21 protein-coding genes are annotated in these 21,097 nt (G+C 67.6%); 6 read left to right on the plus strand and 15 right to left on the minus strand.

All coding sequences use genetic code 11. The annotated features are described in order from the left end of the window. The 14 genes from dnaG to rlmJ all read right to left on the minus strand — a co-directional run. Positions 1-1,345: DNA primase (gene dnaG, locus K1Y73_RS04010; protein WP_225026647.1), on the minus strand; the 1,345-nt coding region annotated here is incomplete at its 3' end. A gap of 167 nt (positions 1,346-1,512) precedes the next feature. Next, positions 1,513-2,814, minus strand: a complete 1,302-nt coding sequence (locus K1Y73_RS04015; protein WP_225026758.1) for an NAD(P)/FAD-dependent oxidoreductase — start codon at positions 2,812-2,814, stop codon at positions 1,513-1,515. A gap of 19 nt (positions 2,815-2,833) precedes the next feature. Next, positions 2,834-4,189, minus strand: coding sequence for a glutamine synthetase family protein (locus K1Y73_RS04020; protein ID WP_225026649.1), 1,356 nt, complete (start codon positions 4,187-4,189; stop codon positions 2,834-2,836). A 35-nt stretch (positions 4,190-4,224) separates the two neighbouring features. Further along, positions 4,225-4,938: a type 1 glutamine amidotransferase gene (locus K1Y73_RS04025; protein ID WP_225026651.1), complete on the minus strand. Its 714-nt coding sequence runs from the start codon at positions 4,936-4,938 to the stop codon at positions 4,225-4,227. 66 nt (positions 4,939-5,004) lie between these two features. Beyond that, a complete protein-coding gene (locus K1Y73_RS04030) occupies positions 5,005-6,339 on the minus strand; it encodes a glutamine synthetase family protein (RefSeq protein ID WP_225026652.1) in 1,335 nt (444 codons plus the stop codon). A gap of 185 nt (positions 6,340-6,524) precedes the next feature. After that, entirely contained in the window at positions 6,525-7,352 is an 828-nt protein-coding gene (locus tag K1Y73_RS04035) for an ABC transporter permease (RefSeq protein WP_225026653.1), read from the minus strand. Positions 7,353-7,425: 73 nt separating this feature from the next. Further along, positions 7,426-8,307: an ABC transporter permease gene (locus K1Y73_RS04040; protein ID WP_225026654.1), complete on the minus strand. Its 882-nt coding sequence runs from the start codon at positions 8,305-8,307 to the stop codon at positions 7,426-7,428. A 132-nt stretch (positions 8,308-8,439) separates the two neighbouring features. Next, positions 8,440-9,192 (minus strand): transporter substrate-binding domain-containing protein, encoded by a 753-nt coding sequence (locus K1Y73_RS04045; protein ID WP_225026655.1) that lies wholly within the window; start codon positions 9,190-9,192, stop codon positions 8,440-8,442. Positions 9,193-9,252: 60 nt separating this feature from the next. Next, positions 9,253-9,978, minus strand: coding sequence for a substrate-binding periplasmic protein (locus K1Y73_RS04050; protein ID WP_225026656.1), 726 nt, complete (start codon positions 9,976-9,978; stop codon positions 9,253-9,255). Between the two features lie 9 nt (positions 9,979-9,987). Beyond that, positions 9,988-10,758 (minus strand): ABC transporter ATP-binding protein, encoded by a 771-nt coding sequence (locus tag K1Y73_RS04055; RefSeq protein ID WP_225026657.1) that lies wholly within the window; start codon positions 10,756-10,758, stop codon positions 9,988-9,990. 137 nt (positions 10,759-10,895) lie between these two features. Further along, positions 10,896-11,669, minus strand: coding sequence for a phosphate/phosphite/phosphonate ABC transporter substrate-binding protein (locus tag K1Y73_RS04060; protein ID WP_225026659.1), 774 nt, complete (start codon positions 11,667-11,669; stop codon positions 10,896-10,898). Next, on the minus strand, positions 11,666-12,106 hold the full coding sequence (locus K1Y73_RS04065; RefSeq protein WP_225026661.1) for a tellurite resistance TerB family protein: 441 nt from the start codon (positions 12,104-12,106) through the stop codon (positions 11,666-11,668). The genes K1Y73_RS04060 and K1Y73_RS04065 overlap by 4 nt, the downstream gene beginning before the upstream one ends. Positions 12,107-12,145: 39 nt before the next feature. Beyond that, the gene (locus tag K1Y73_RS04070) at positions 12,146-13,048 is read right to left on the minus strand and encodes a PhzF family phenazine biosynthesis protein (RefSeq protein WP_225026663.1); all 903 of its coding nucleotides are present in this window, start codon (positions 13,046-13,048) and stop codon (positions 12,146-12,148) included. Then, positions 13,045-13,824, minus strand: coding sequence for a 23S rRNA (adenine(2030)-N(6))-methyltransferase RlmJ (rlmJ, locus tag K1Y73_RS04075; RefSeq protein ID WP_225026665.1), 780 nt, complete (start codon positions 13,822-13,824; stop codon positions 13,045-13,047). The genes K1Y73_RS04070 and rlmJ overlap by 4 nt, the downstream gene beginning before the upstream one ends. Before the next feature lie 155 nt (positions 13,825-13,979). Here rlmJ and K1Y73_RS04080 point away from each other — a divergent pair, with 155 nt between their 5' ends. From K1Y73_RS04080 to K1Y73_RS04105, 6 genes are all read left to right on the plus strand, one after another. Continuing rightward, positions 13,980-14,372 carry a cytidine deaminase gene (locus K1Y73_RS04080; protein WP_225026667.1) on the plus strand — a complete coding sequence of 131 codons (393 nt, stop codon included), beginning with the start codon at positions 13,980-13,982 and terminating at the stop codon, positions 14,370-14,372. A gap of 1 nt (position 14,373) precedes the next feature. Next, positions 14,374-15,693, plus strand: coding sequence for a thymidine phosphorylase (locus K1Y73_RS04085; protein WP_225026670.1), 1,320 nt, complete (start codon positions 14,374-14,376; stop codon positions 15,691-15,693). Next, positions 15,693-16,901: a phosphopentomutase gene (locus K1Y73_RS04090; protein ID WP_225026672.1), complete on the plus strand. Its 1,209-nt coding sequence runs from the start codon at positions 15,693-15,695 to the stop codon at positions 16,899-16,901. The genes K1Y73_RS04085 and K1Y73_RS04090 overlap by 1 nt, the downstream gene beginning before the upstream one ends. Positions 16,902-16,967: 66 nt before the next feature. After that, a complete protein-coding gene (locus tag K1Y73_RS04095) occupies positions 16,968-17,945 on the plus strand; it encodes an adenosine deaminase (RefSeq protein ID WP_225026673.1) in 978 nt (325 codons plus the stop codon). Position 17,946: 1 nt separating this feature from the next. Further along, positions 17,947-18,579 (plus strand): uracil phosphoribosyltransferase, encoded by a 633-nt coding sequence (upp, locus tag K1Y73_RS04100; RefSeq protein WP_225026674.1) that lies wholly within the window; start codon positions 17,947-17,949, stop codon positions 18,577-18,579. Between the two features lie 68 nt (positions 18,580-18,647). After that, entirely contained in the window at positions 18,648-20,003 is a 1,356-nt protein-coding gene (locus K1Y73_RS04105; RefSeq protein WP_225026675.1) for an SPOR domain-containing protein, read from the plus strand. A 67-nt stretch (positions 20,004-20,070) separates the two neighbouring features. Here K1Y73_RS04105 and K1Y73_RS04110 read toward each other — a convergent pair whose 3' ends face one another. Next, complete coding sequence (locus K1Y73_RS04110) at positions 20,071-21,090, minus strand: hypothetical protein (RefSeq protein ID WP_225026676.1); 1,020 nt, start codon at positions 21,088-21,090, stop codon at positions 20,071-20,073. Between the last annotated feature and the right edge of the window lie 7 nt (positions 21,091-21,097).

Consider the following 21,097-nt stretch of genomic DNA (forward strand, 5'->3'; position numbering starts at 1 on the left):
CGGTTGCGGCGCGGGGGCCCCGGGGGCTGCGGCCCTGGCCCTGGCCCTGGCCGCGGCGGGCGGCGCCGAACAGGTCCCAGCGCAGCGCCTTGATCTCTTCGCCATAATGCGCGCGGATCGACGGGTCGGCGATGCGTTTCAGTGTGGCGCGCAGGCTTTTGTCCAAGGCGGCCTTGCGTTCGGGGCTGTCGAAACTGCGCCCCTCGGTCTCGCGGCTCCACAACAGCCGCACCATCGGCTGGGCGGTGTCCAGCACGCGCTGCATCGCCGGCGCGCCCTCGGCCTTGATCAGATCGTCGGGATCCTGCCCGCCGGGCAAAAGCGCGAAGCGCAGGCCCTTGCCGGCTTCCAGAAGCGGCAGCGCCAGGTCGATCACCCGCAAGCCCGCCCGCAGCCCCGCCGCGTCGCCATCCAGCGAGATCACCGGCTCATCCGCGATCCGCCACATCAGCCGCAGCTGGTCTTCGGTCACCGCCGTGCCCAAAGGGGCGACGGCGGCGGTGAAGCCCGCTTCGCACAGCGCGATCACATCCATATAGCCTTCGGCCACGATCAAGGGCTTGCCCTTGCCCGCCGCTTCCCGCGCCGGGCCGTGGTTGAACAGGTTGCGGCCCTTGTCGAACAGCTCGGTCTCGGGCCCGTTCAGGTATTTCGCCCGGGCATTCGGATCCATCGACCGCCCGCCCAGGCTGATCGCCCGACCGCGCGCGTCGCGGATCGGAAAGATGATCCGGCCGCGAAAGCGGTCATACAGGCTGCCATCCTCGCCCCGCGCCACCATGCCCGTGGCCACCATCAGATCGGGCGCCACGCCCTTTGCCGCCAGCGCGTCGCGCAGCGCGTGCCGGCTGTCGGGCGCCCAGCCGATCTCCCAGCGCTCCCAGGCGGCTTCGGCCAGGCGGCGCTTGCCGGCCAGATAGTCGCGCGCCTGCGCGCCGCCGCCGGTCTTCAGCTGCAGCCGGTAGAAGCGCACCACCTCTTCCATCACCTGCCCCAGTTCCGTGCGCCGGTCGGCCTTTTCCGCCGCGCGCGGATCGCGTTCGGGCATGACCATGCCGGCCTCGCGCGCCAGCACCTCGACCGCCTCGATAAAGGACATGTTCTCGGTCTCGCGCACGAAACTCAGCGCGTCGCCCTTGGCCTGGCAGCCGAAGCAATAGTAATAACCCTTCCGATCATCCACATGAAAAGACGCGGATTTTTCCTGATGGAACGGGCAGGGCGCCCACCAGTCGCCCTTGGCCATGTTCGACTTGCGCATGTCCCAGGTGACCTTCCGCCCGACGACGGAAGACAGCGAAACGCGGGTGCGGAGTTCGTCAAGGAATCCGGGGGGCAGGGACATGCGCTAGATATGCGCGCTCTGGCCCGCGGAGTCGAGGGTGGCAGCCGCCGGGGGTTTTGCACCCCCGGGCCCCCGCAGGATATTTTCGCAGAGAGGAAGGCAGAACCCCGTCGCGTCTTCCTCTCTGCGCAAATATCCCGGGGTCCGGGGCAGAGCCCAGGGGCGGGTCAGAAGCCGATCCGGTCGCGGGTGGAGTACCAGGTCATCGCCAGCACCAGCAGCGGCCAGCGCAGCGCCGCTCCGCCGGGGAAGCGCGGCTGCGGCAGGCTGGCCATCAGATCGAAGCCCGAGGACTGGCTGGCCGTCGCCTCGGCCAGAAGCTTGCCCGCCAGCGTCGCCAGCGCCACGCCATGGCCCGAATAGCCCGAGGCCGACAGCACATTCGGCTGCGGCCGCGCGAAACAGGGCATCCGGTTCAGCGTGATCGCCAGCGTGCCGCCCCAGGCATGGTCAATCTTGACACCGCGCAGTTGCGGATAGACCTCGAGCATCGGCTTCGACACGGTCTTGACGATGTCAGGAAAGCGATAGCCATAGCTTTCGCCGCCGCCGAACAGCAGCCGCTTGTCGTCGGACAGACGCCAGTAATTCACCACGAATTTCGTGTCATGCGCGGCGACGTTTTCCGACAGGATCCCGGCCGCGCGATCGCCCAGGGGTTCGGTCGCGACGATGAAATTGTTGATCGGCATGACCCGCGCGGCGATTTGCGGCTCCAGCCCGCCCAGATAGCCATTGCCGGCCAGGATCACATGGTCGCAAGTGATGCGGCCGCCTTGGGTGGCGACCACCGGCTTGGCGCCCGGCGTGATGCGATGCACCTCGCTGCGTTCAAAGATCCGCACGCCGGCCTGTGCCGCGGCCTGCGCCAGGCCAAGCGCAAAGTTCAGCGGATGGATATGGCCCGCCCCGCGATCGATCTCGCCGCCCTTGTAGACGGGCGAGCCGATCAGCCGCTTGATCCCGTCGCGGTCCAGCGGCTCCAGCTGGTCATAGCCGTAGTCGCGGTGCAACTTTTCAGCGTAAAGATGCAACTCGCGGGTTTCGGTCTCGGTCCAGCAGGCATGCGCAATGCCCGGATGCCAGGCAACCGGCATGGCGTGGCGGGCGATCAGATCGCGGACCAGCGCCTTGGCATCCTGCGCCATGTCCCACAACCTGCGGGCATTTTCGCGCCCGGCGGCCTTTTCCAGCCACAGCTGATCCTGCCTTTGACCCGATCCGACCTGCCCGCCATTGCGTCCCGACGCGCCGAAGCCCACGCGATGCGCCTCGACCAAGACCACAGACAGGCCCCGTTCGGCCAGATGCAGCGCCGCCGACAGGCCGGTATAGCCGCCGCCCACCACGCAGACATCGGCCGTCACCGCGCCATGCAGCGTGGGGAAAGGGTCCAGCGGCGTGGCGGTCGCGGCGTAATAGCTGGGCGGATATTCCCCGACCCGGTCATTGGCATGCAGAAGGTTCAGTCTCATGCGTCGGGTCTCATCAGACGTTCAGAAGCAGATGCTCCCGCTCCCAGGGGCTGATGACTTGCAGGAACTCTTTGTATTCGTTGCGCTTCACCGAATCGTAGACCTTCACGAATTCCGGGCTCAGCACCTCTTGCAGGGCCTTGTCCTCTTCCAGAAGGTCCAGCGCATCGCCCAGGTTCACCGGAATCTCGGCACTGTCAAAATAGGCGTCGCCCTTGCATTCGGCCCGGGGCGCCTGCTGTTCGATCAGGCCCAGATAGCCGCAAGCCAGGTTCGCCGCGATGCCCAGATAGGGGTTGCAATCCATCCCCGGCAGGCGGTTCTCGATCCGCCGCGCCGAGGGGCCCGAGATCGGCACCCGCAGCCCGGTGGTGCGGTTGTCGCGGCCCCATTCCAGGTTGATGGGCGCTGCAAAATCAGGGACATAGCGGCGATAGCTGTTCACATAGGGCGCGATCAGCGCGATCGCGGCGCCCATATGGTTCTGCAAGCCGCCGATGAAATGGCTGAAGGCCTCGGTTTCAACGCCTTTCGGCCCCGAGAAGATGTTCTTGCCGGTCTTCAGATCGACGACCGAGGTGTGGATATGCATGGCCGAGCCGGGCTCGCCCGCGATGGGCTTGGCCATGAAGGTGGCAAAGCAGTCATGGCGCAGCGCGGCTTCGCGGATCAGCCGCTTGAAGAAGAACACGTCATCGGCCAGTCGGACCGGATCGCCATGGGCCAGGTTCAGTTCAACCTGCCCAGCGCCGCCTTCCTGAAGGATGCCATCGATTTCAAGACCTTGCGCCTCGGCGAAATCATAGATGTCGTCGATGACCTTGCCGTATTCATCCACCGCCGACAGCGAATAGGCCTGTTTGCCGGCTGCCCGCCTTCCCGAGCGGCCCATCGGCGGAATGACCGGCAGGTTCGGGTCGGTGTTGCGCGCGGTCAGGAAGAATTCCATCTCGGGCGCCACGACCGGGCGCCAGCCCTTGGCCGCGTAAAGATCCACGATCTTCCGCAGCACATTGCGCGGCGAATAGGGGATCAGCGTGCCGTCCTGGTCCTTTGCGTCATGGATCACCTGCAGGGTGATGTCGGCCGTCCAGGGCGCGGCGGTGGCGGTGCTCCAGTCGGGTTCCAGATACAGGTCCGGCTCGGTGAAAGCATCGAACGGGTTGTCGGCCCATTCGCCGGTGATCGTCTGCAGGAAGATCGAATTCGGCAGGAAGTAATTGGTCTGCTTGGCGAATTTCGCGGCCGGCATCGCCTTGCCGCGCGCGACGCCGGCAATGTCGCCGATCACGCATTCCACCTCGTCAACGCGGCGATTGCCGATATATTCCTTGGCCGCCTCGGGCAGCTGGTCGGTCCATTTGGACATCTGGTCACACTGTGTAGGGGGTGGCCCCCGGGCCGTCAGGCGCGGAGCTTCTCGGCCCCATTGGCTTCGGTCTTCTGGCGGTTCAGAAAGAAGGCCGCGATGCGGTCGGCCATGGCCGACCGGCCCAGCGGCCGGCCCAGCTGGGCCACCGCTGCATCCAGCGTGGCATCCGGCACCAGCCCGCGGCCGCGCTTGTCGATCAGGCCCTGAACGAAATCGGCGGTGAATTCGGGATGCGGCTGCACGGTGAACATGCGGTCGTCGTAAAGCAGGGCGGCATTCTCGCAGAAATCGGTCGAGGCGATGCGGGTCGCCGCCTCGGGCTTTTCGGTGACCTGATCCTGATGCCAGGCGTTCAGAGTGATCTTTTCACCGTCAAAATCGTAATCGGTCGGGCCGACCGACCAGCCGCCCCGGTATTTCTCGACCCGCCCGCCCATGGCCTGGGCGATGATCTGGTGGCCAAAGCAGATGCCCACCACCGGAACATGCGCGGCATAGGCCTTGCGGATGAAATCCTCCAAGGGCTTGATGAAGGGGTGGTCCTCATAGGCGCCAAAGCGCGAGCCGGTGATCAGCCAGCCCTCGCAATCCTGGACGCTGGCGGGAAAATCCATCGCCATCACCTTGTAGCGCCGGAAGCTTAGCCCGCGCCCGGCCAGCAGGGTTTCGAAGAAATCCGGGTAATCGCCCATCTCTGCGCGCAGCGCGTCGGGGGATTCGCCGGTTTGCAGGATGCCGATCAGCATGTCGTCCTCTTGGATCTTTCCCCTGAACCTGAGCGCGGAACCGGGGGCGGTCAAGCCCCCGCCCGTTCACACCGTGTCGAGATACAGTTCCACCTGCTCTTCTGGCGACAGCTCGGCGATGTAATGCAGCTCTTGCCGCTTGGTCTGCACCAGGTTGCGCACCAGTTCCTTGGGCAGGAAGCGATAGATGATGTCCGAATGTTCGAACGCGTCGATCGCGGCGTCCCAGCTGGAGGGGATCTGCGGCAGGTCCAGCGCATAGGCATTGCCCGCCACCGGGGCCGGTGGCTCTTTCTGATCCTCGATCCCCGACAGGGCGGCGCCCAGGATCGCGGCCAGCATCAGATAGGGGTTCACATCGCCCCCGGCGACCCGGTGTTCGATCCGCCGCGCCGCCGGATTGCCGGCCGGAATGCGGATCGCGGCGGTGCGGTTCTCATAGCCCCAGGCGATGGCGGTGGGTGCGTGCTTGTCGGGCACCAGGCGTTCGTAGCTGTTCAGATGCGGCGCAAACAGCAAGGTGCTGTCATGCATCGCCTCCAGGCAGCCCGCCACCGCATGGCGCAGCGCCGCGGTGCCCTTGGGCCCGCCCGAGTCGAAGATATTGTCGCCCCGATCGTCCAGCACCGAGAAATGCGTGTGCAGGCCCGAGCCGGAATAATCCTGATAGGGCTTGGCCATGAAGCTGGCGGCAAAGCCGTGGCGCCGGGCCAGGCCCTTGACCAGCATCTTGAACAGCCAGGCATCGTCAGCCGCGCGCAGCGCGTCGTCGCAATGCATCAGGTTCACTTCGAACTGGCCCAGCCCGGTTTCCGACGTGGTGGTGTCGGCCGGAATGTCCATCGCCTCGCAGGCGTCGTAGAGATCGGTGAAGAAGGTGTCGAAGGCGTCCAGCGCACGGATCGACAGCGTCTCGGCCGCCTTGCGCCGCTTGCCGCTGCGGGGGCTGGCCGGCACCTGCATGGTCTTGCCCGAGTCGTCGATCAGGAAGAATTCCAGCTCCATCGCGCAGACCGGCGTCAGGCCGCGCGCCTTGTAGCGTTCCACCACCGCGCGCAGGGCATGGCGCGGGTCGCCTTCGTAGGGCTGGCCATTCTCGCGGAACATCCAGATCGGCAGCAGCGCGGTCGGCGCCTCAAGCCAGGGCATCGGCATGAAGCCGCGTTCGGTGGGTTTCAGCACCCCGTCCTGGTCGCCCTGTTCGAAGACCAGCGGGCTTTCGTCGATATCCTCGCCCCAGATGTCGAGGTTCAAGACCGAGAAGGGGAAGCGGGTTCCATCCTTCACCACCTTGTCGGCAAAGCGCGCCGGAACGCGTTTGCCGCGCGCCTGGCCGTTCAGATCGGCCGCGGCCACGCGGATCGTGCGCACATCAGGGTGCTTTCTAAGCCAGTCCTTCATCATATCAGCATCACGAAAGGCACGGTCCCCCGCGCCACGGGGCCAATGCGGCCCCAGGGATGCGCAAGGCTCGGGACCATGCCCTTGGTCCTTCCCCAGGTTTCGATCGCCTCACCGCCGGGTCTCTGTCGTCCCTGTCACGGTTCCGGGCCCCTGCCCGGACAATTTGATCAAATCCAAGCCTACTATCGGATCAGGTTCGGGCGCAAGCGGATTTTCTGTCGCTGGTTCGATGGCAGGTGGCGGTTCAGCCGCCGGTTCGCCATCCCGTAGACGGTTGTGACGGCCAGGGTCAGCAGGATGAAGTAGAAGCCGACGATCGGATAGGGGATGAACGGGTTGAAGGTCTTGTCGGCGAAATAGCTGGCATAATACAGCGCATCGCCGCGCTGGCCCAGGACCGGAAAGGCCGAGGCGAAGACCAGGGTCGTCGCGTGGAACAGGAAGATCGCCTCGTTCGTATAGCCGGGCCAGCCCAGCCGCAGCATGGTGGGCCATTCGATGCGGCGGAACTTCTGCCAGCCGGTCAGCCCATAGGCCTCGGCCGCTTCCAGATCGCCCTTGGGGATCGACTTCAGGGCACCGTGGAAGATCTCGGCCGAATAGGCGGCGGTGTTCAGGAACAGGACGAACAGCGCCCCGGCCCAGGCCTTGGTGGTCCAGGCGGTGCTGACCTGAATGCCGAAGATGTCGATCCCGGCCTTGGGCAGCATCACCAGCGCCTCATAGGCCAGGAAGAACTGGATGAAGAGCGGCGAGCCGCGGAACAGGAAGACGAACCAGTCGGCCGGCTTGCGGATCAGCGGGCTGCGTGCGGCCTTGGCCAGGGCCACGGCATTGGCCAGGAAGAAGCCGCAGATCAGCGCCACCGCGCCGAAATAGACGTTCCAGATCAGGCCCGAGCCGATCAGGGTGAATTGCTGGCACAGGGTGAAATCGGTCTTTGGCAGCAGGTTCTCGCCAATGCCGATCGCGCGCAGCCCATAGGCCTGGACGGTTTCCCAGCAGGTCATCGCGTGCCTCCGGGGGGCCGGCAAATTCCTTCGAAGGAATTTGCAAAACTCTTCGAAGAGTTTTGTCTCGCGCTCATGCCGCGGCCTTTCTCAGGGCTTCGCCCGCCGCGGTCGCCTGGCCATGCGACAGGCGCCGGGTCAGCCGGGCCAGGCCCAGTTCCGAGACGCGGGTGAAGGCAAGGTAGAAGACCAGCAGCACCAGGAAGTAGTACAGCCGCCAGTCGCCATGCGGATATTCATAGGCCTGGGTCTTCGACCCGCCCAGTTCGCGCGCGTAATAGACGATGTCCTTGACCCCCAGAAGGAACAGCAAGGGCGTGGCCTTGATCAGGATCATCCACAGATTGCCCAGGCCCGGCAGGGCATAGACCCACATCTGCGGGATCAGCACCCGCCGGAACACCTGGCCGCGCGACATGCCATAGGCTTCGGCGGTTTCCAGCTGCGCCCGCGGCACGGCCTGCATCGCGCCATAGATCACATTGGCGGTGAAGGCGCCGAAGACGATCGCGAAGGTCACCACCGCCAGGCCGAAGCCGTACAGCTGATGCACGAAGCCCGAGGCGCGGGCCGAGGGCACCTTGGCCTCGGGGCAGACGCGGAATTCCAGCCCCTGCCAGGGCGAGACATCGGTCGCGGGGCAGACGGCCAGGAATTTCAGATATTCGATCAGCTGGTCCAGCGCGATGACGAAGAACAGGAAGAAGATGATGTCGGGCACGCCGCGCACCATCCAGATATAGGCCTTGCCCGCCCACGAGACCGGCGCGATCTGCGACCGTGCCGCGGTGGCGCCCAGAAACCCCATCGCCAGCGCACTGGGCGCGGTGATCGCCAGCAGCCCCAGCACGGTCATGAAGGACCAGTAGAAATCAAGATGCTTGCCCGATGTCAGGTAGCAGAGCGCCCATTGCAGGCCCTCGATGGCTTTCGGGTCGGCGCAGGCTTCGAACATCGGCGCTCCGGGGCGGGGCGAATTTTCGGCGAAAATTCGGGGCGGGGTGCCCCGGGCCCGGCCAGGGCCCAGGGATGTCAGGCAGAAGCGGGCGGCGCCTGTCGCCGGGCGCCGGCCCGCGCTTGCATCCGATCAGCAGCCTTCCTTGCCGGCGTCGCCCCAGACCAGCGAGTCGGGGCCGAAATATTCCGGCTTCACGATCATCGCATCCAGCGAGCCGTCGCATTTCATCGACTTGATCGCGGCGTCGAACTTGGCGCGCAGCGCGTCATCCGACTTGCGGAAGCCCATGCCGATGCCGCCGCCGATGGTTTCCTCTTTGTCGAGCAGCACCAGCGCGCCGCCCGATTCCGCCGCCACCGGCGCCAAATAGTCCTTGTCGGCCAGCACCGCGACCGCCTCGCCATTCTTCACCGCGGCGACGGTTTCCTCGGGCGTGGCATATTCGACCAGCGTCATGCCGTTCTCGGCCACGAACCCGGCCTGGATCGTCGCGGTCTGCGCCGCGACCGGGCCCGATTTCAGATCGACATCCTTCGACAGCGCCAGATAGGCCGAGGCCGAGGGCGGCAGATAGCCCTGGCTGAAGGCGATCACGGCTTCCCGCTCGGGCGTGATGCTCATCCCGGCGATGATCGCGTCGTAATTGCCCGATTGCAGGTTCGGGATGATCGAATCCCAGTCATTGGTGGTCCAGGTGCAGTTCAGCTGCGCGATCTCGCACAGCTTGTCGCCCAGCTCGCGCTCGAAGCCCGAAACCTCGCCGGCATCGTTGATGAAGTTGTAGGGAGGATAGGCGCCTTCCGTGCCAAGGCGCACGACATCCTGCGCGAAGGCTGCGGGGGCGATCAGGCCCAGGGCAGTGGCGAGAAGCAGCTTTTTCATTCGAGTCTCCCAGGTTTGCTTCTTGTTGATCCGGAACGAAGGACGGCGGGGCGCGCCGGGCTAGAACCAGCGCGCGTCGTAGCTGTCGATGGTGCCATCGGCGCGCATGGCCGAGATGGCGGCGTCGAAATCGGGTTTCAGCGGGCTGCCCTTGCACAGGACGATGCCGGTGCCCTCGTCGGGAATGTCGACAGGGTACAGATACTCCACCCCCGCGCCCAGCAGCAGCGGCTCCAGATCGGGGCGGTCGCGGAACGGGCCCAGCGCCAGGTCGCTTTCCCCGCTTCCGACCGATTGCAGCGCTTCCGCCTCGCCGGGGAAGCTGCGGAAATCCAGGCCCTCGGCGCGCAGCCAGGCTTCGTGGATCGTGCCCGATTGCACCGCGATGCGGGCCGTCTCGGGCGCGGGCGCGCCGGGCAGGCCCACGAACCATTCCGTCTCGTCGCCATTGGCATAGGGCGTGGTGAAATCGACCAGCGCCCGGCGTTCGGGCGTGACGGCGATGCCACCGATCGCGGCATCGAAGCGGCCCGAGATCACGCCGGGGATCAATTCGTCGAAGGCCGCGGTCTGCCATTGGCAGACATGGCCGCTGCGCCGGCAGATCTCGGTCATCACGTCGATGTCGAAGCCTTCCAGCCCGCCGCCGGCCTGGGGCTGGACATAGGGCGGAAAGCTTTCATCCGTGCCGATCACCAGACGGTTGCCCGCGCCCGCGGGCGGGTCGCCCGCCGCCGCCAGCACCAGCGCCGCACCCAGGGCCGAAAGAGAGGCGAAACAGGCCATCGCCGCCCCCTAAGCCGCCGTGGCCGACAGGAAACCGCGCAGCCGTTCGGTCTGCGGATTGCCGAACAGCGCGCCGGGCGGGCCTTCTTCCTCGATCCGGCCCTTGTGCAGGAAGATCACATGGTCGCTGCAATCGGCGGCAAGGCGCATGTCATGCGTGACCAGCAGCATGGTCCGGCCCTCATCGGCCAAGGCCTTGATCACCTTGACGACTTCCTGTTCCAGTTCCGGGTCCAGCGCCGAGGTCGGCTCGTCGAACAGCAGCGCGCGGGGCTCCATGCACAGCGCCCGCGCGATGGCGGCGCGCTGCTGCTGGCCGCCCGACAATTGCGCGGGCCAGGCCTCGGCCTTGTCGGCAATGCCGACCTTGGCCAGGTATTCCCGCGCCTTCACCTCGACCTCTTTCGGGTCGCGCTTCAGCACCGTCACCGGCGCCTCCATCACATTCTGCAGGATGGTCATATGGGCCCAGAGGTTGAACTGCTGGAACACCATCGACAGGTTGGTGCGGATCCGGGTCACCTGGGCGCGGTCGGAAGGGTGGCGATGCAGGCCCTGGCCCTTCCAATGCACCTCTTCACCCTCGAATCGGATTGAGCCCTGCTGGCTGTCTTCCAAGAGGTTGCAGCAGCGCAGCAGCGTGGATTTGCCCGAGCCGGAGGATCCGATCAGCGACACGACATGGCCGCGCGGCGCCACCAGATCGACGCCTTTCAGCACTTCCAGCGGACCGTAGCTTTTGTGGAGATCGCGGATCTCGATGACGGGCGTTTCGGCCATTCCCCCCGGCTTCCCTGTCGTGGACGGCCCGCAGCCTTCTGTCGGGATGCGCGGCCCTTGCTACGGATTAGGGCGCAGAACAGCCCGTATTGCAACGGCGATTCCGGCATGTGACGCCGGGTCTGCCTGTCAATTCATCACGAAGCGGCGCCAAGATCGGCAGGCGCGGCGGGAATCGGCACGGCCAGCCATGCCTCGGCCGGCAAGGCCACCAGCCCGCGCAGATGCAGCGTGTCGCGGTCTTCGTCCGACAGGGCGGCGATGGCCGCATCCAGCGCGGCGAAGATCGCAGGCCCGTCGGCACCGGGCCCGGCGATATAGGGCAGGGCGGGGGTCGGGGGCGTGAGCGCCACGATTTTCAGCCCCGGCACGGCGGGGTCGCCATCTTCCTGCATCATCGCCCAGGTCACCGCATCCAGCGCCGCCAGATCGGCCCGACCCTCCGCCACCGCCGCGGCCGAGGCGCGATGCCCGCCGGTGCGCAGCCGCGGCGTCAGCGCAAAGCCCTGCTCGGCCGCCCAGTTCGCCGGCGCAGCCCAGCCCGATTGCGACAGGTCGTCATTGAAGGCGAAAGGCGCGGTGGCGAAATCGGCAAAATCCGCGCGCGGATCGTCCTTCCGCGCCACAAGAACGGAGCGGTACTGGCCGCGCGGGCAGTCGCGCAATCCGTGATCCGGCGCGCCGATCAGCGTGACCTGGCCATGCAGCCGGGCGCGATAGGGAAAGCCGCAGGTCTGCGACAGGACCAGATCCTCGGCCGTCCAGGCCGGCCAATAGGCGCCTTCGCCGCGGGTCAGACCCTGGGGCGCTTCGATCCCGCGATGGGCCAGTTCCTGCCGGGCCAGCGCCCAAAGCCGGTCATTCGCCGCCCGGGCGGGGCCGCTGTCATACATGCCAAGCGAGGCGATCATGGCTGTTTCTCCGCTTTCTGCCGGGCGATCGCATTCTCAACGTCGCTCAGGCCCAAAAGGTTCGCCACCATGCGCAAAAGCCGGTCTTCCTCGGCATCGCGGCTGCCATCGGCCAGGGCCACCGACCACAGCGCCGAGACCAGATCGGTCCGGTCCTCCAGCGGGATCGCGGCCTTCAGCGCCCGGGTGAAGCGCACCGTATCGGGCGCGGCCTCTTCCAACGCCTCGGCTTCGGTCCTGAGCCTTGCGGCCTCGAAAGGCCCCAGCCCATGGCGGGCGATCAGCGTGCGGTCGATCCGCGCGATCTCGGTCTCGGTATATCGGCCATCGGTGCGGGCAACCCGCACCAGCAGGGCCGCCAGCGCAAGGCGCGCGTCGGGATCGGGCAGGCGGGGCGGGGCGGGGGCCAGCAGGCCGCGCAGAAGCGAATGGAACATGGCGGCAAGATAGGCGGGCGCGGGCGGCCGCGCCAGATCTCAACCGGGTTCTGGGCGCCGGATACGGCCTTGTGACAGCGGCACGGCGCTGCCGGCGATGCGCACGGCGGTCAGCGCGCCTTCGGCAAGCTCGACCGTCAGCCCGATCTCGGACCGCCGCCCCATCTCGACCCCCTGGGTCAGCGCCAGCCGGGTTGTGCCGGGCGCCAGATGGCCATTGGCCAGAAGTTGCGCCGCGAAAAGCGCTGCGGCCGAGCCGGTGGCCGGGTCTTCCGGGATGCCGGCGGTGGGGCTGAACATCCGGCAGCGGAAGGCCTGCGGGTCGGTGCGGACATAAAGATAGATCGAATCCACCCCCGCCTTTGCACAGGCGGCAGACCAGGCCGGTTCCTGCGGCCGGGCGCGGGCCAGGGCATCAAGCCCCTGCACGGGCAGATACAGAAAGCGCGGGCCGCCTGCCTGGCAACCCGGGCGGTCAGGGCCGATCTCGGCCTCGGTCAGCCCCAGCGCCTGGGCCAAGAGGCCCGTCTCGGGCACCTGTCCGGCCGCATAGGGCAGGACCGGCGCCGTCAGCTCGGCCGTGACCGACGCGCCGCGGCGGCGGACCGTGACGGGCACGAGCCCCGCTTCTTCCTCAAGCGTGATGACCTTGTCGAAATCGCCGCCTTCATCCGCGCAGGCCAGATGGATGGCGCAGCCGATGGTCGGATGGCCGGCAAAGGGGATCTCGTCGGTCGGAAAGAAGATGCGCACCCGCGCCGTATGGGCCGGATCCTGCGGGCGCTGGACGAAGATCGTCTCGGACAGGTTGAATTCCCGCGCGAGGATCAGCATCTGGGCAGTCGAAAGCCCATCGGCGCCCAGCACCACCGCCAGCGGATTGCCGGCAAAGGGCCGGTCGGTGAAGACATCCAGCGTGTGGAAGGCCAGGGTCTCGGTCATCGAAGCCCTTTGTACAGCGCGCTCAGCCGCGCGGCCTCATCGGCCAGGCCGAAGGGCGGGTTGACGAAGATCATCCCCGAGCCCTCCATCCGGTGGCCGTCGCGCGCGGGCGGAAAGCGCACCTCATGCACCAGGATATCGGCATGCTGCGCCTTCAGCGCGGCCACCATCGGCCCATGCGGCCCGCCGCGCAGGATCGGATACCACAGCGCCAGGATGCCCACGTTCCATTTGCGCGCGAGCGCGGCAAAGACCTTGGGGATGCGGTCGTAATCCTCCTTCACCTCGAAGGACGGATCGCACAGCAAAAGCCCGCGCCGCGGCGTGGGCGGGCACAGCGACAGCGCCATTTCGAACCCGTCCTGCTTGCGGATATCCGCCTCCCAGCCCTGCATCGCCTGCACCAGCCCCGCATGTTCCTGCGGATGCAGTTCCGCCAGATGCAGCCGGTCGATGTCGCGCAGCGTCATGGCCGCGATCAGCGGCGAGCCGGGATAGGCATCGTCGCCCAGCATGGCCCGGGTCTCGGCCAGGCGCTGGGCATAGGGATGGGCGGCGGGAAACCAGTCGGCATGGGCCAGAATGCCCTTCGCCGCCTCGCCGGTCTTTTCCGCCTCGGGCGCCGAAAGCCGATACAGGCCCCGCCCGGCATGGGTTTCCAGATACGAGACCGGCTTGTCCTTGCGGGTCAGATAGTCCAGCGCCCAGGCCAGAAGCGCGTGCTTCTGCACATCGGCCAGGTTTCCGGCATGGAAGGCATGTTGATAGGACAGCATGCGCCGGGCCTAACAGGCGGGGCAGGCGCGCGCAACGGAATTGGCCCGCGCCCCGGACCGAAGCGGGCCGGCCTTTGCCCGACGCTGAAGGGCGGGCTTGCGGGCGGGCGGGCTTCGCGCCATCCTCTGACCATCCGGTCAGGAAAGGACCCGTCATGACTTTGGCCAAAGCCGCGGCAGAGGTGCGCGAACGCGCCTGGGTGCCCTATTCGCGCTTCAAGGTCGGGGCGGCGATCCGTGCGGCCTCGGGCAAGGTCTATGCCGGCTGCAATGTGGAAAACGTGGCCTATCCCGAAGGCACCTGCGCCGAGGCGGGCGCGATTGCCGCCATGTGCGCGGGGGGCGATTACAAGATTGCCGAAGTCTATGTGATCGCCGACAGCCCCGAGCCGGTGCCCTGCTGCGGTGGCTGCCGGCAGAAGATCGCCGAATTCGCCGGGCCCGACGTGCGGGTGACCATGGCCACCACCGATGGCAAGGAAAAGACCGTGACGGTGGCCGAATTGCTGCCGGGCGTCTTCTCGGCCGCGCATATGGATCGGGCGTAAGATGGCCGCGCAGCCGGATGCCCGCCAGATCATCGCCAAGATCCGCGACGGGCGGCCCGCCACGGCCGAAGAGCTGGGCTGGTTCGCGCAGGGCCTGGCCTCGGGCGCGGTGAGTGATGCCCAGGCCGGGGCCTTCGCCATGGCGGTTCTGCTGAAAGGCCTGGGCGAAGAGGGCCGCGTCGCCCTGACCCGGGCCATGCGCGACAGCGGAAAAACCATGGTCTGGCATCTGGAAGACCCCGTGGTGGACAAGCATTCCACCGGCGGGATCGGCGATTGCGTGTCCTTGCTGCTGGCACCGGCCCTGGCCTGCTGCGGGGCGGCGGTGCCGATGATCTCGGGCCGGGGCTTGGGTCATACCGGCGGCACGCTGGACAAGCTGGAGGCGATCCCCGGCTTTCGCACCGGGCTGAGCGAGGATCAGTTCCGCGCCCAGGTGGCCGAGATCGGCTGTGCCATCGTCGCGGCCAGCGCCGAACTGGCCCCGGCCGACCGGCGGCTTTACGCGATCCGCGACATCTCGGGCACGGTGGAATCGATCGACCTGATCACCGCTTCGATCCTGTCCAAAAAGCTGGCCGCCGGGCTGGAGGCACTGGTTCTGGACGTGAAATGCGGCTCGGGCGCCTTCATGGCCTCGCTGGACGAGGCCGAGGCGCTGGCCCGCGCGCTGGTCGCGACGGCGCAGGGCGCGGGCTGCATGACCAGCGCCTTGATCACCGACATGTCGCAGCCCCTGGCCACCGCCGCGGGCAATGCGCTTGAGGTGATCGAGGTGATGGAGACGCTGACCGGCACCTCGGTCAATTCCGCGCTGTGGGATCTGACCGCCGATCTGGGCGGCGAGGTGCTGGCGCTGGCGGGACTGGCCGCCGATCCGGCCGATGGCGCGGCGCGGATCGCCGAGGCGATGGAATCCGGCCAGGCGGCGGAATGTTTCGGCCGCATGGTCGCGGCCCAGGGTGGTCCGGCCGATTTCGTCGAACGCTGGCCCGACCGTCTGCCTTCGGCCCCGGTGGTGATGGAAGCGCCGGCGCTGGAAGACGGCTATGTCGCCGCGATCGACGGGCGGGCGCTGGGCCATGCGGTGGCGCATCTGGGCGGCGGCCGGCTGCGCGACGGCGACCGGATCAACCCGGCGGTGGGTCTGTCGGATCTGGCCGGCATCGGCGAGGAAACCGGCGCCGGCGTGCCGCTGGCCATGGTGCATGCAACCAGTATCGATGCCGCCCAGGCGGCGGTGCGCGCGGTGCAGGCGGCCTATCGGGTCGGTGCGGCGATGCCGGAAGAGCCGCCTTTGGTGTTGAAGAGGATCGGCTGATGAGCGCGCCAGGATCCCGGGCCTTTCTGGTCGTCCTCGATTCCGTGGGCGCGGGCGGCGCACCCGATGCCGCGGATTTTGGCGATGCGGGCGCGAATACGCTGGGCCATATCGCCGCCGAATGCGCGGCGGGGCGGGCCGAGGTTGGGCGTTCGGGGCCCTTGCACCTGCCGAACCTGGACGCCTTGGGGCTGGGCGCGGCGGTGAAGCTGGCCTCGGGCTTTGACGCGCCGGGGCTTGGCGCGGTGCCGCAGGGCCTGTGGGGCGCGGCCGAGGAAGTCTCGCCGGGCAAGGACACGCCCTCGGGCCATTGGGAATTGGCGGGCGTGCCGGTGCCCTGGGACTGGAGCTATTTTCCCGACACCGTGCCGGCCTTTCCGTCCGAGCTGGTGGCCGAGGTCTGCCGGCTGGCCGGGACCGAGGGGATCCTGGGCAATTGCCACGCCTCGGGCATGCCGGTGATCGCGCGCTATTGCGCCGAGCATAAACGGACGGGCTGGCCGATCTGCTACACCTCGGCGGATTCGGTGTTTCAGATCGCCGCGCATGAAGACTGGTTCGGGCTGGACCGGCTGCTGGCCCTGTGCCAGGCGCTGGCGCCGACGCTGCATGCGATGAAGGTGGGCCGCGTGATCGCGCGTCCCTTCACCGGCACCTGCGACGATTTCCGCCGCACCGCCAACCGGCACGACTATGCCATCGCGCCGCCTTCGCCCACGCTGCTGGACTGGGTGGCCGATGCGGGCCGCGCGACCCATGCCGTGGGCAAGATCGGCGACATCTTTTCCATGCGCGGCATCGGCAAGCTGTGGAAGGGCAAATCCGATGCTGACCTTTTCGAACATCTGACGCGGCTGGGCGCCGAGGCCGAGCCTGGTTCCTTGACATTTGCGAACTTCGTCGAGTTTGACAGCCTGTATGGCCATCCGCGCGATGTGGCCGGCTATGCCCGCCATCTGGAATGGTTCGACGCCGCCCTGCCGCGGTTTCTGGCGACGCTGCGCCCCGGCGATCTGGCGATCTTCACTGCCGATCACGGCAATGACCCGACCTGGTCGGGCACCGATCACACCCGCGAACGGGTGCCGGTCGTGGGCTGGGGGCTGGGTCCGCGCGCGGTGGGGCTGCGCGGCTATGTCGATGTGGGGGCCAGCATCGCCGCGCATCTGGGCGTGGCGGGGCAGGGGCCGGGGCGGTCGTTCCTGTGACCGGCCCCCGGGGGTTTCACACCCCCGGACCCCCGTGGGATATTTTTGCAGAGAGGAAGGCGGGAGATGAAAGAGCTTCCGAAAGTGGAGTTGCATCTGCATCTGGAAGGGGCGGCGCCGCCGGCCTTCGTGCGGGGCATGGCGGCCGAGAAGAAAGAGGATATCTCGGGCATCTTCGATGCGCGCGGCGCCTATTCCTACAAGGATTTCTGGCATTTCCTGAAGGTCTATGAGACGGCAACATCGGTGTTGCGCTCGCCCGAGGATTACCGGCGGCTGACTTTGGCGGTGCTGGAGGAAAGCGCCGCTTCGGGCGTGGTTTACAGCGAATGCTTCCTGTCGCCGGATTTCTGCGGCGGGCGCGATGTGGCGGCGTGGCGCGATTATCTGGCGGCGATCCGCGATGCGGCCGATCAGGCCGAGCGGACGCTGGGCATCACCCTGCGCGGCATCGTCACCTGCATTCGGCATTTCGGCCCCGACAAGGCGCGCGAAACGGCGCTGTGCGCCGCGGAAACCGCGGGCGACTGGCTGGTGGGTTTCGGCATCGCCGGCGATGAGAAGACGGCGGAGCCGAAGGACTTTGTCTGGGCCTTCGATTGCGCGCGCGAGGCGGGCTTGCGGATCACCGCCCATGCCGGGGAATGGCGCGGGCCGCAGGGCATTCGCGACACGCTGGCCGCGCTGGCGCCCGAACGGCTGGGCCATGGCGTGCGGGCGATCGAGGACCTGGCTTTGGTCGATGAACTGGCCGAGCGCGGCACGGTGCTGGAGGTCTGCCCCGGCTCGAATGTCGCCTTGGGGCTTTACCCGTCGTTCCGCGCCCATCCGATTGCCGAACTGGACCGGCGGGGGGTGAAGGTCACCGTCTCGACCGATGACCCGCCCTTCTTCCACACCACCATGGCGCGGGAATACGAGGCGCTGCACCGCGCCTTCGACTGGGATGAGGGGCAGTTCGACAAGATCGCCAAGGCCTCGCTTGACGCGGCCTTTTGCGATGCCGATACGAAAGCCAGGATCGCCAAGCTATTGGAGCGCTGACATGCCGGACCATCTGACCGTCGTTTCCCATCCGCTGGTCAGCCACAAGCTGACATTGATGCGCGAGAAGGACACCTCGACCGCCAGCTTCCGCCAGCTGTTGCGCGAGATCAGCCTGTTGCTGGCCTATGAGGTCACGCGCGAATTGCCGATGACCACGAAGCAGATCGAGACGCCGCTGCAGCCGATGGATGCGCCGACGATCGACGGCAAGAAGCTGGCGCTGATCTCGATCCTGCGGGCGGGCAACGGGCTGTTGGACGGGATCCTGGAACTGATCCCGGCGGCAAGGGTGGGCTTTGTCGGGCTTTACCGCGATCCGGCGACGCTGCAGCCGGTGCAATATTACTGCAAGCTGCCCGATCACCTGGACGAACGGGTGTCGATCGTGGTCGATCCGATGCTGGCCACCGGCAATTCCAGCGCCGCGGCGACCAGCCTGCTGAAACAGGCGGGGGCCAAGGATATCCGTTTCCTCTGCCTGCTGGCTGCACCCGAGGGCGTGGCGCGGATGAAGGCCGAACATCCCGATGTGCCGATCGTGACGGCGGCGCTGGACAGCCATCTGAACGACCATGGCTATATCGTGCCAGGACTAGGGGATGCGGGCGACCGCATGTTTGGTACGAAATAAGGGGTGTTTCCCCTTTGACTTGGAAACAGTGATGCATCACTATCGCCCAAAGCTACTTGGGGGTAGTGATGTCTGGTTTTCGTCTGTCGGCCGCGGTTCTGGCGGCTGTCTTTGGGGCTGCGCCCGCTTTCGCCGATCTGAAGGGGCCGGCAGAGCTGCCGCCGGCGTCCTATCAGGGGCAACAATATGTCGACAGCCGCGGCTGTGTGTTCCTGCGCGCGGGCTATGGCGGGCAGGTGACCTGGGTGCCGCGGGTCAGCCGCGACCGCAAGCAGCTGTGCGGCTATCCGAAATCGGGCGGAACGGTCGAAGTGGCCGAGGCCGCGCCTCCGGCTGCGGCGCCCGCGCCGGCGCCTGTGGCGGCGCCGGTCGTCATGGCTCCGGTGGCTGCGGCCGCAAAACCCGCCCCCGCGCCCGAAGCGGTGCGTCCGGTGACCCCGACCGAGCGGGCGGCCACGGCCGAGGTTTCGGGCGTGCCCGCCGTGCCGGGCGGACAGACCGGCTATCGCCTGGCCTGCCCGGCCGAGACGCCGATGGCCGAGCGGTTCGAGATCCGCGGTGGCGGCAGCAAGGTGATGTGCACCAAGGGCGATGGCTCGCTGGACGGGGCGAATTTCCCGGTTCTGGTGGCGGGCAGCACGGCGGGCTATCCGACCGGCTATGATGCCTGGGTCGCGGCCGGGGCGGGGCCGAAGGCGGTCTCCTCGGGCGGTGCGGTCTCGGCGCCCAAGGGCGATGCGGTGGTGGCGGCAACGAAATCGGCCAAGCTGCCCGATCCGAACCCGCCCGCAGGCTACAAGGCGGCCTGGAAGGATGACCGGCTGAACCCCAATCGCGGCAAGCAGACCGTGGCGGGCGTGCTGGCCCAGGACCAGATCTGGACCCGCACGACACCGATGGTGCTGCGCGAGGATTGGGGCAAGCCGAAGGCGCCGCTGACCATCGTGGTCCGTCGCGCCGATGGCAGCGAGATCCGCCACGACGGCGTGGTCCTGTCGACCAAGGGCGATGGGCAGCGGGTGGTGCAGCTGGACAATGGCAAGGTGATGACCCTGCCGCCGGCGGTGGTGAAATCGACCAAATCCGATCCGAAGGCCGGGGTTGCGCCCGCGGCGAAGGCGGCGCCGGTGGCGGTGGCCAAGGCCACGCCCAGGGCGGCCGCCAAGGCGCCGGCGAAAGACGCGCCGGCCGTCGCGGCCGGGACGCGGCTTTTCGTGCAGGTCGGCAGCTTCGGCGTGGCCGCCAATGCCGATCGCGCCGCGGGACGGCTGAAGGGCCTGGGGCTGAAGGTTGCGCGCGGCAAGGCCAAGGGCGGCAGCCTGCAGGTCGTGTTCGCCGGCCCCTATGGCTCGGCTGCCGAGGCCAAGGCCGCCTTGTCGGCGGCGCGGGGCGCCGGCTTCTCGGATGCGGTGATCGTGCAGTAAGGCGCGGATTTTCTTCGATAATCCAAGGGCCCGCCTTGCGGGCCCTTTTCCGTGGCCCCGGGGGCGGTCAGCCCGCGCAGACCGATTGCAGCGCGATCCAGTCGTCATCGGGCAGAAGCGGACTTTGGATCAGCCCCTTGAACGGATCGCCGGCGATCAGCCCCTTGGTGTTGTCGCCCGACGGGTCCAGCCAGCGCGCATAGGGGGTCAGCGGCACCTGCGCCGCCTCGAAGGCCTCGATCAGCTGGGCATCCGGCACCCGGTCACCGGCGGCGCGCAGGAAGGCCTCGCCATAGCCGTCCAGCGCATCGGCGGGCAGCGTGCCCGAGGTCAGCAGATCGAAACTGGCGCGCAGCCCGGCATGGTCAAGGATCGGCACCACCGGATCGTGCAGGCCCGCCGCCACGCCCTCGGCCAGGGCGGCGCCGGCAAGGGCATCGGGGGCCTCAAGCTCGATCAGGCTGCGGGGCAGCAGGATGACGCCGCCCGGCAGATGGGCGGGGCGGGTCAGTCCTTCGGGCAGGATATAGAGGATCGGCGTATCCTCGGGGCCGAAGACCCGTTCCGACAGGGCCGCCAGCGCCGGCAGGCCCAGGGCGCCATCGCAGGGCGTGCCGGTCAGCCGCGTCACGTCATCCAGCGCCCGCTGGCCGATCTCGGCCCGTTTTGCCGCCGGCATGACCTTGGCCGTATGCGAGACCAGCACCCCCGGCAGCACCAGGACGGCGACGCCCAGGATCACCGCCGTCGCGCCGCCGATCAGCACGCCGCGCAGCCGGCCGGGATGCGGCCGGGCCTGGCGCAGCGCCACCTGCACCGTCTTCAGCGCGGCGATCATCTCGTCTTCTTCCAGCTCCAGCGTCTCGGCCCCGTCGCCATCGGGGGCGAAGATCGCCGGGCGCTGGCCGGGGTTCACCCGCGTCACCGCCGGCAGCGACCAATGCGACACCACCACGCCCGAGCGCGGTTCGGACAGCATCAGCGTGGCATCGCCCAGCCGCACGACAACCTCGCGCCGCTGGCCTTCGGGGCTGTCGCGCCAAAGCCCCGTGCATTCCAGTTTCTGATACTTCTTCAGCGCCGTCATCGGCCGT

It is taken from the genome of Xinfangfangia pollutisoli (assembly GCF_020179405.1).
Lineage (GTDB): Bacteria > Pseudomonadota > Alphaproteobacteria > Rhodobacterales > Rhodobacteraceae > Pseudogemmobacter > Pseudogemmobacter pollutisoli.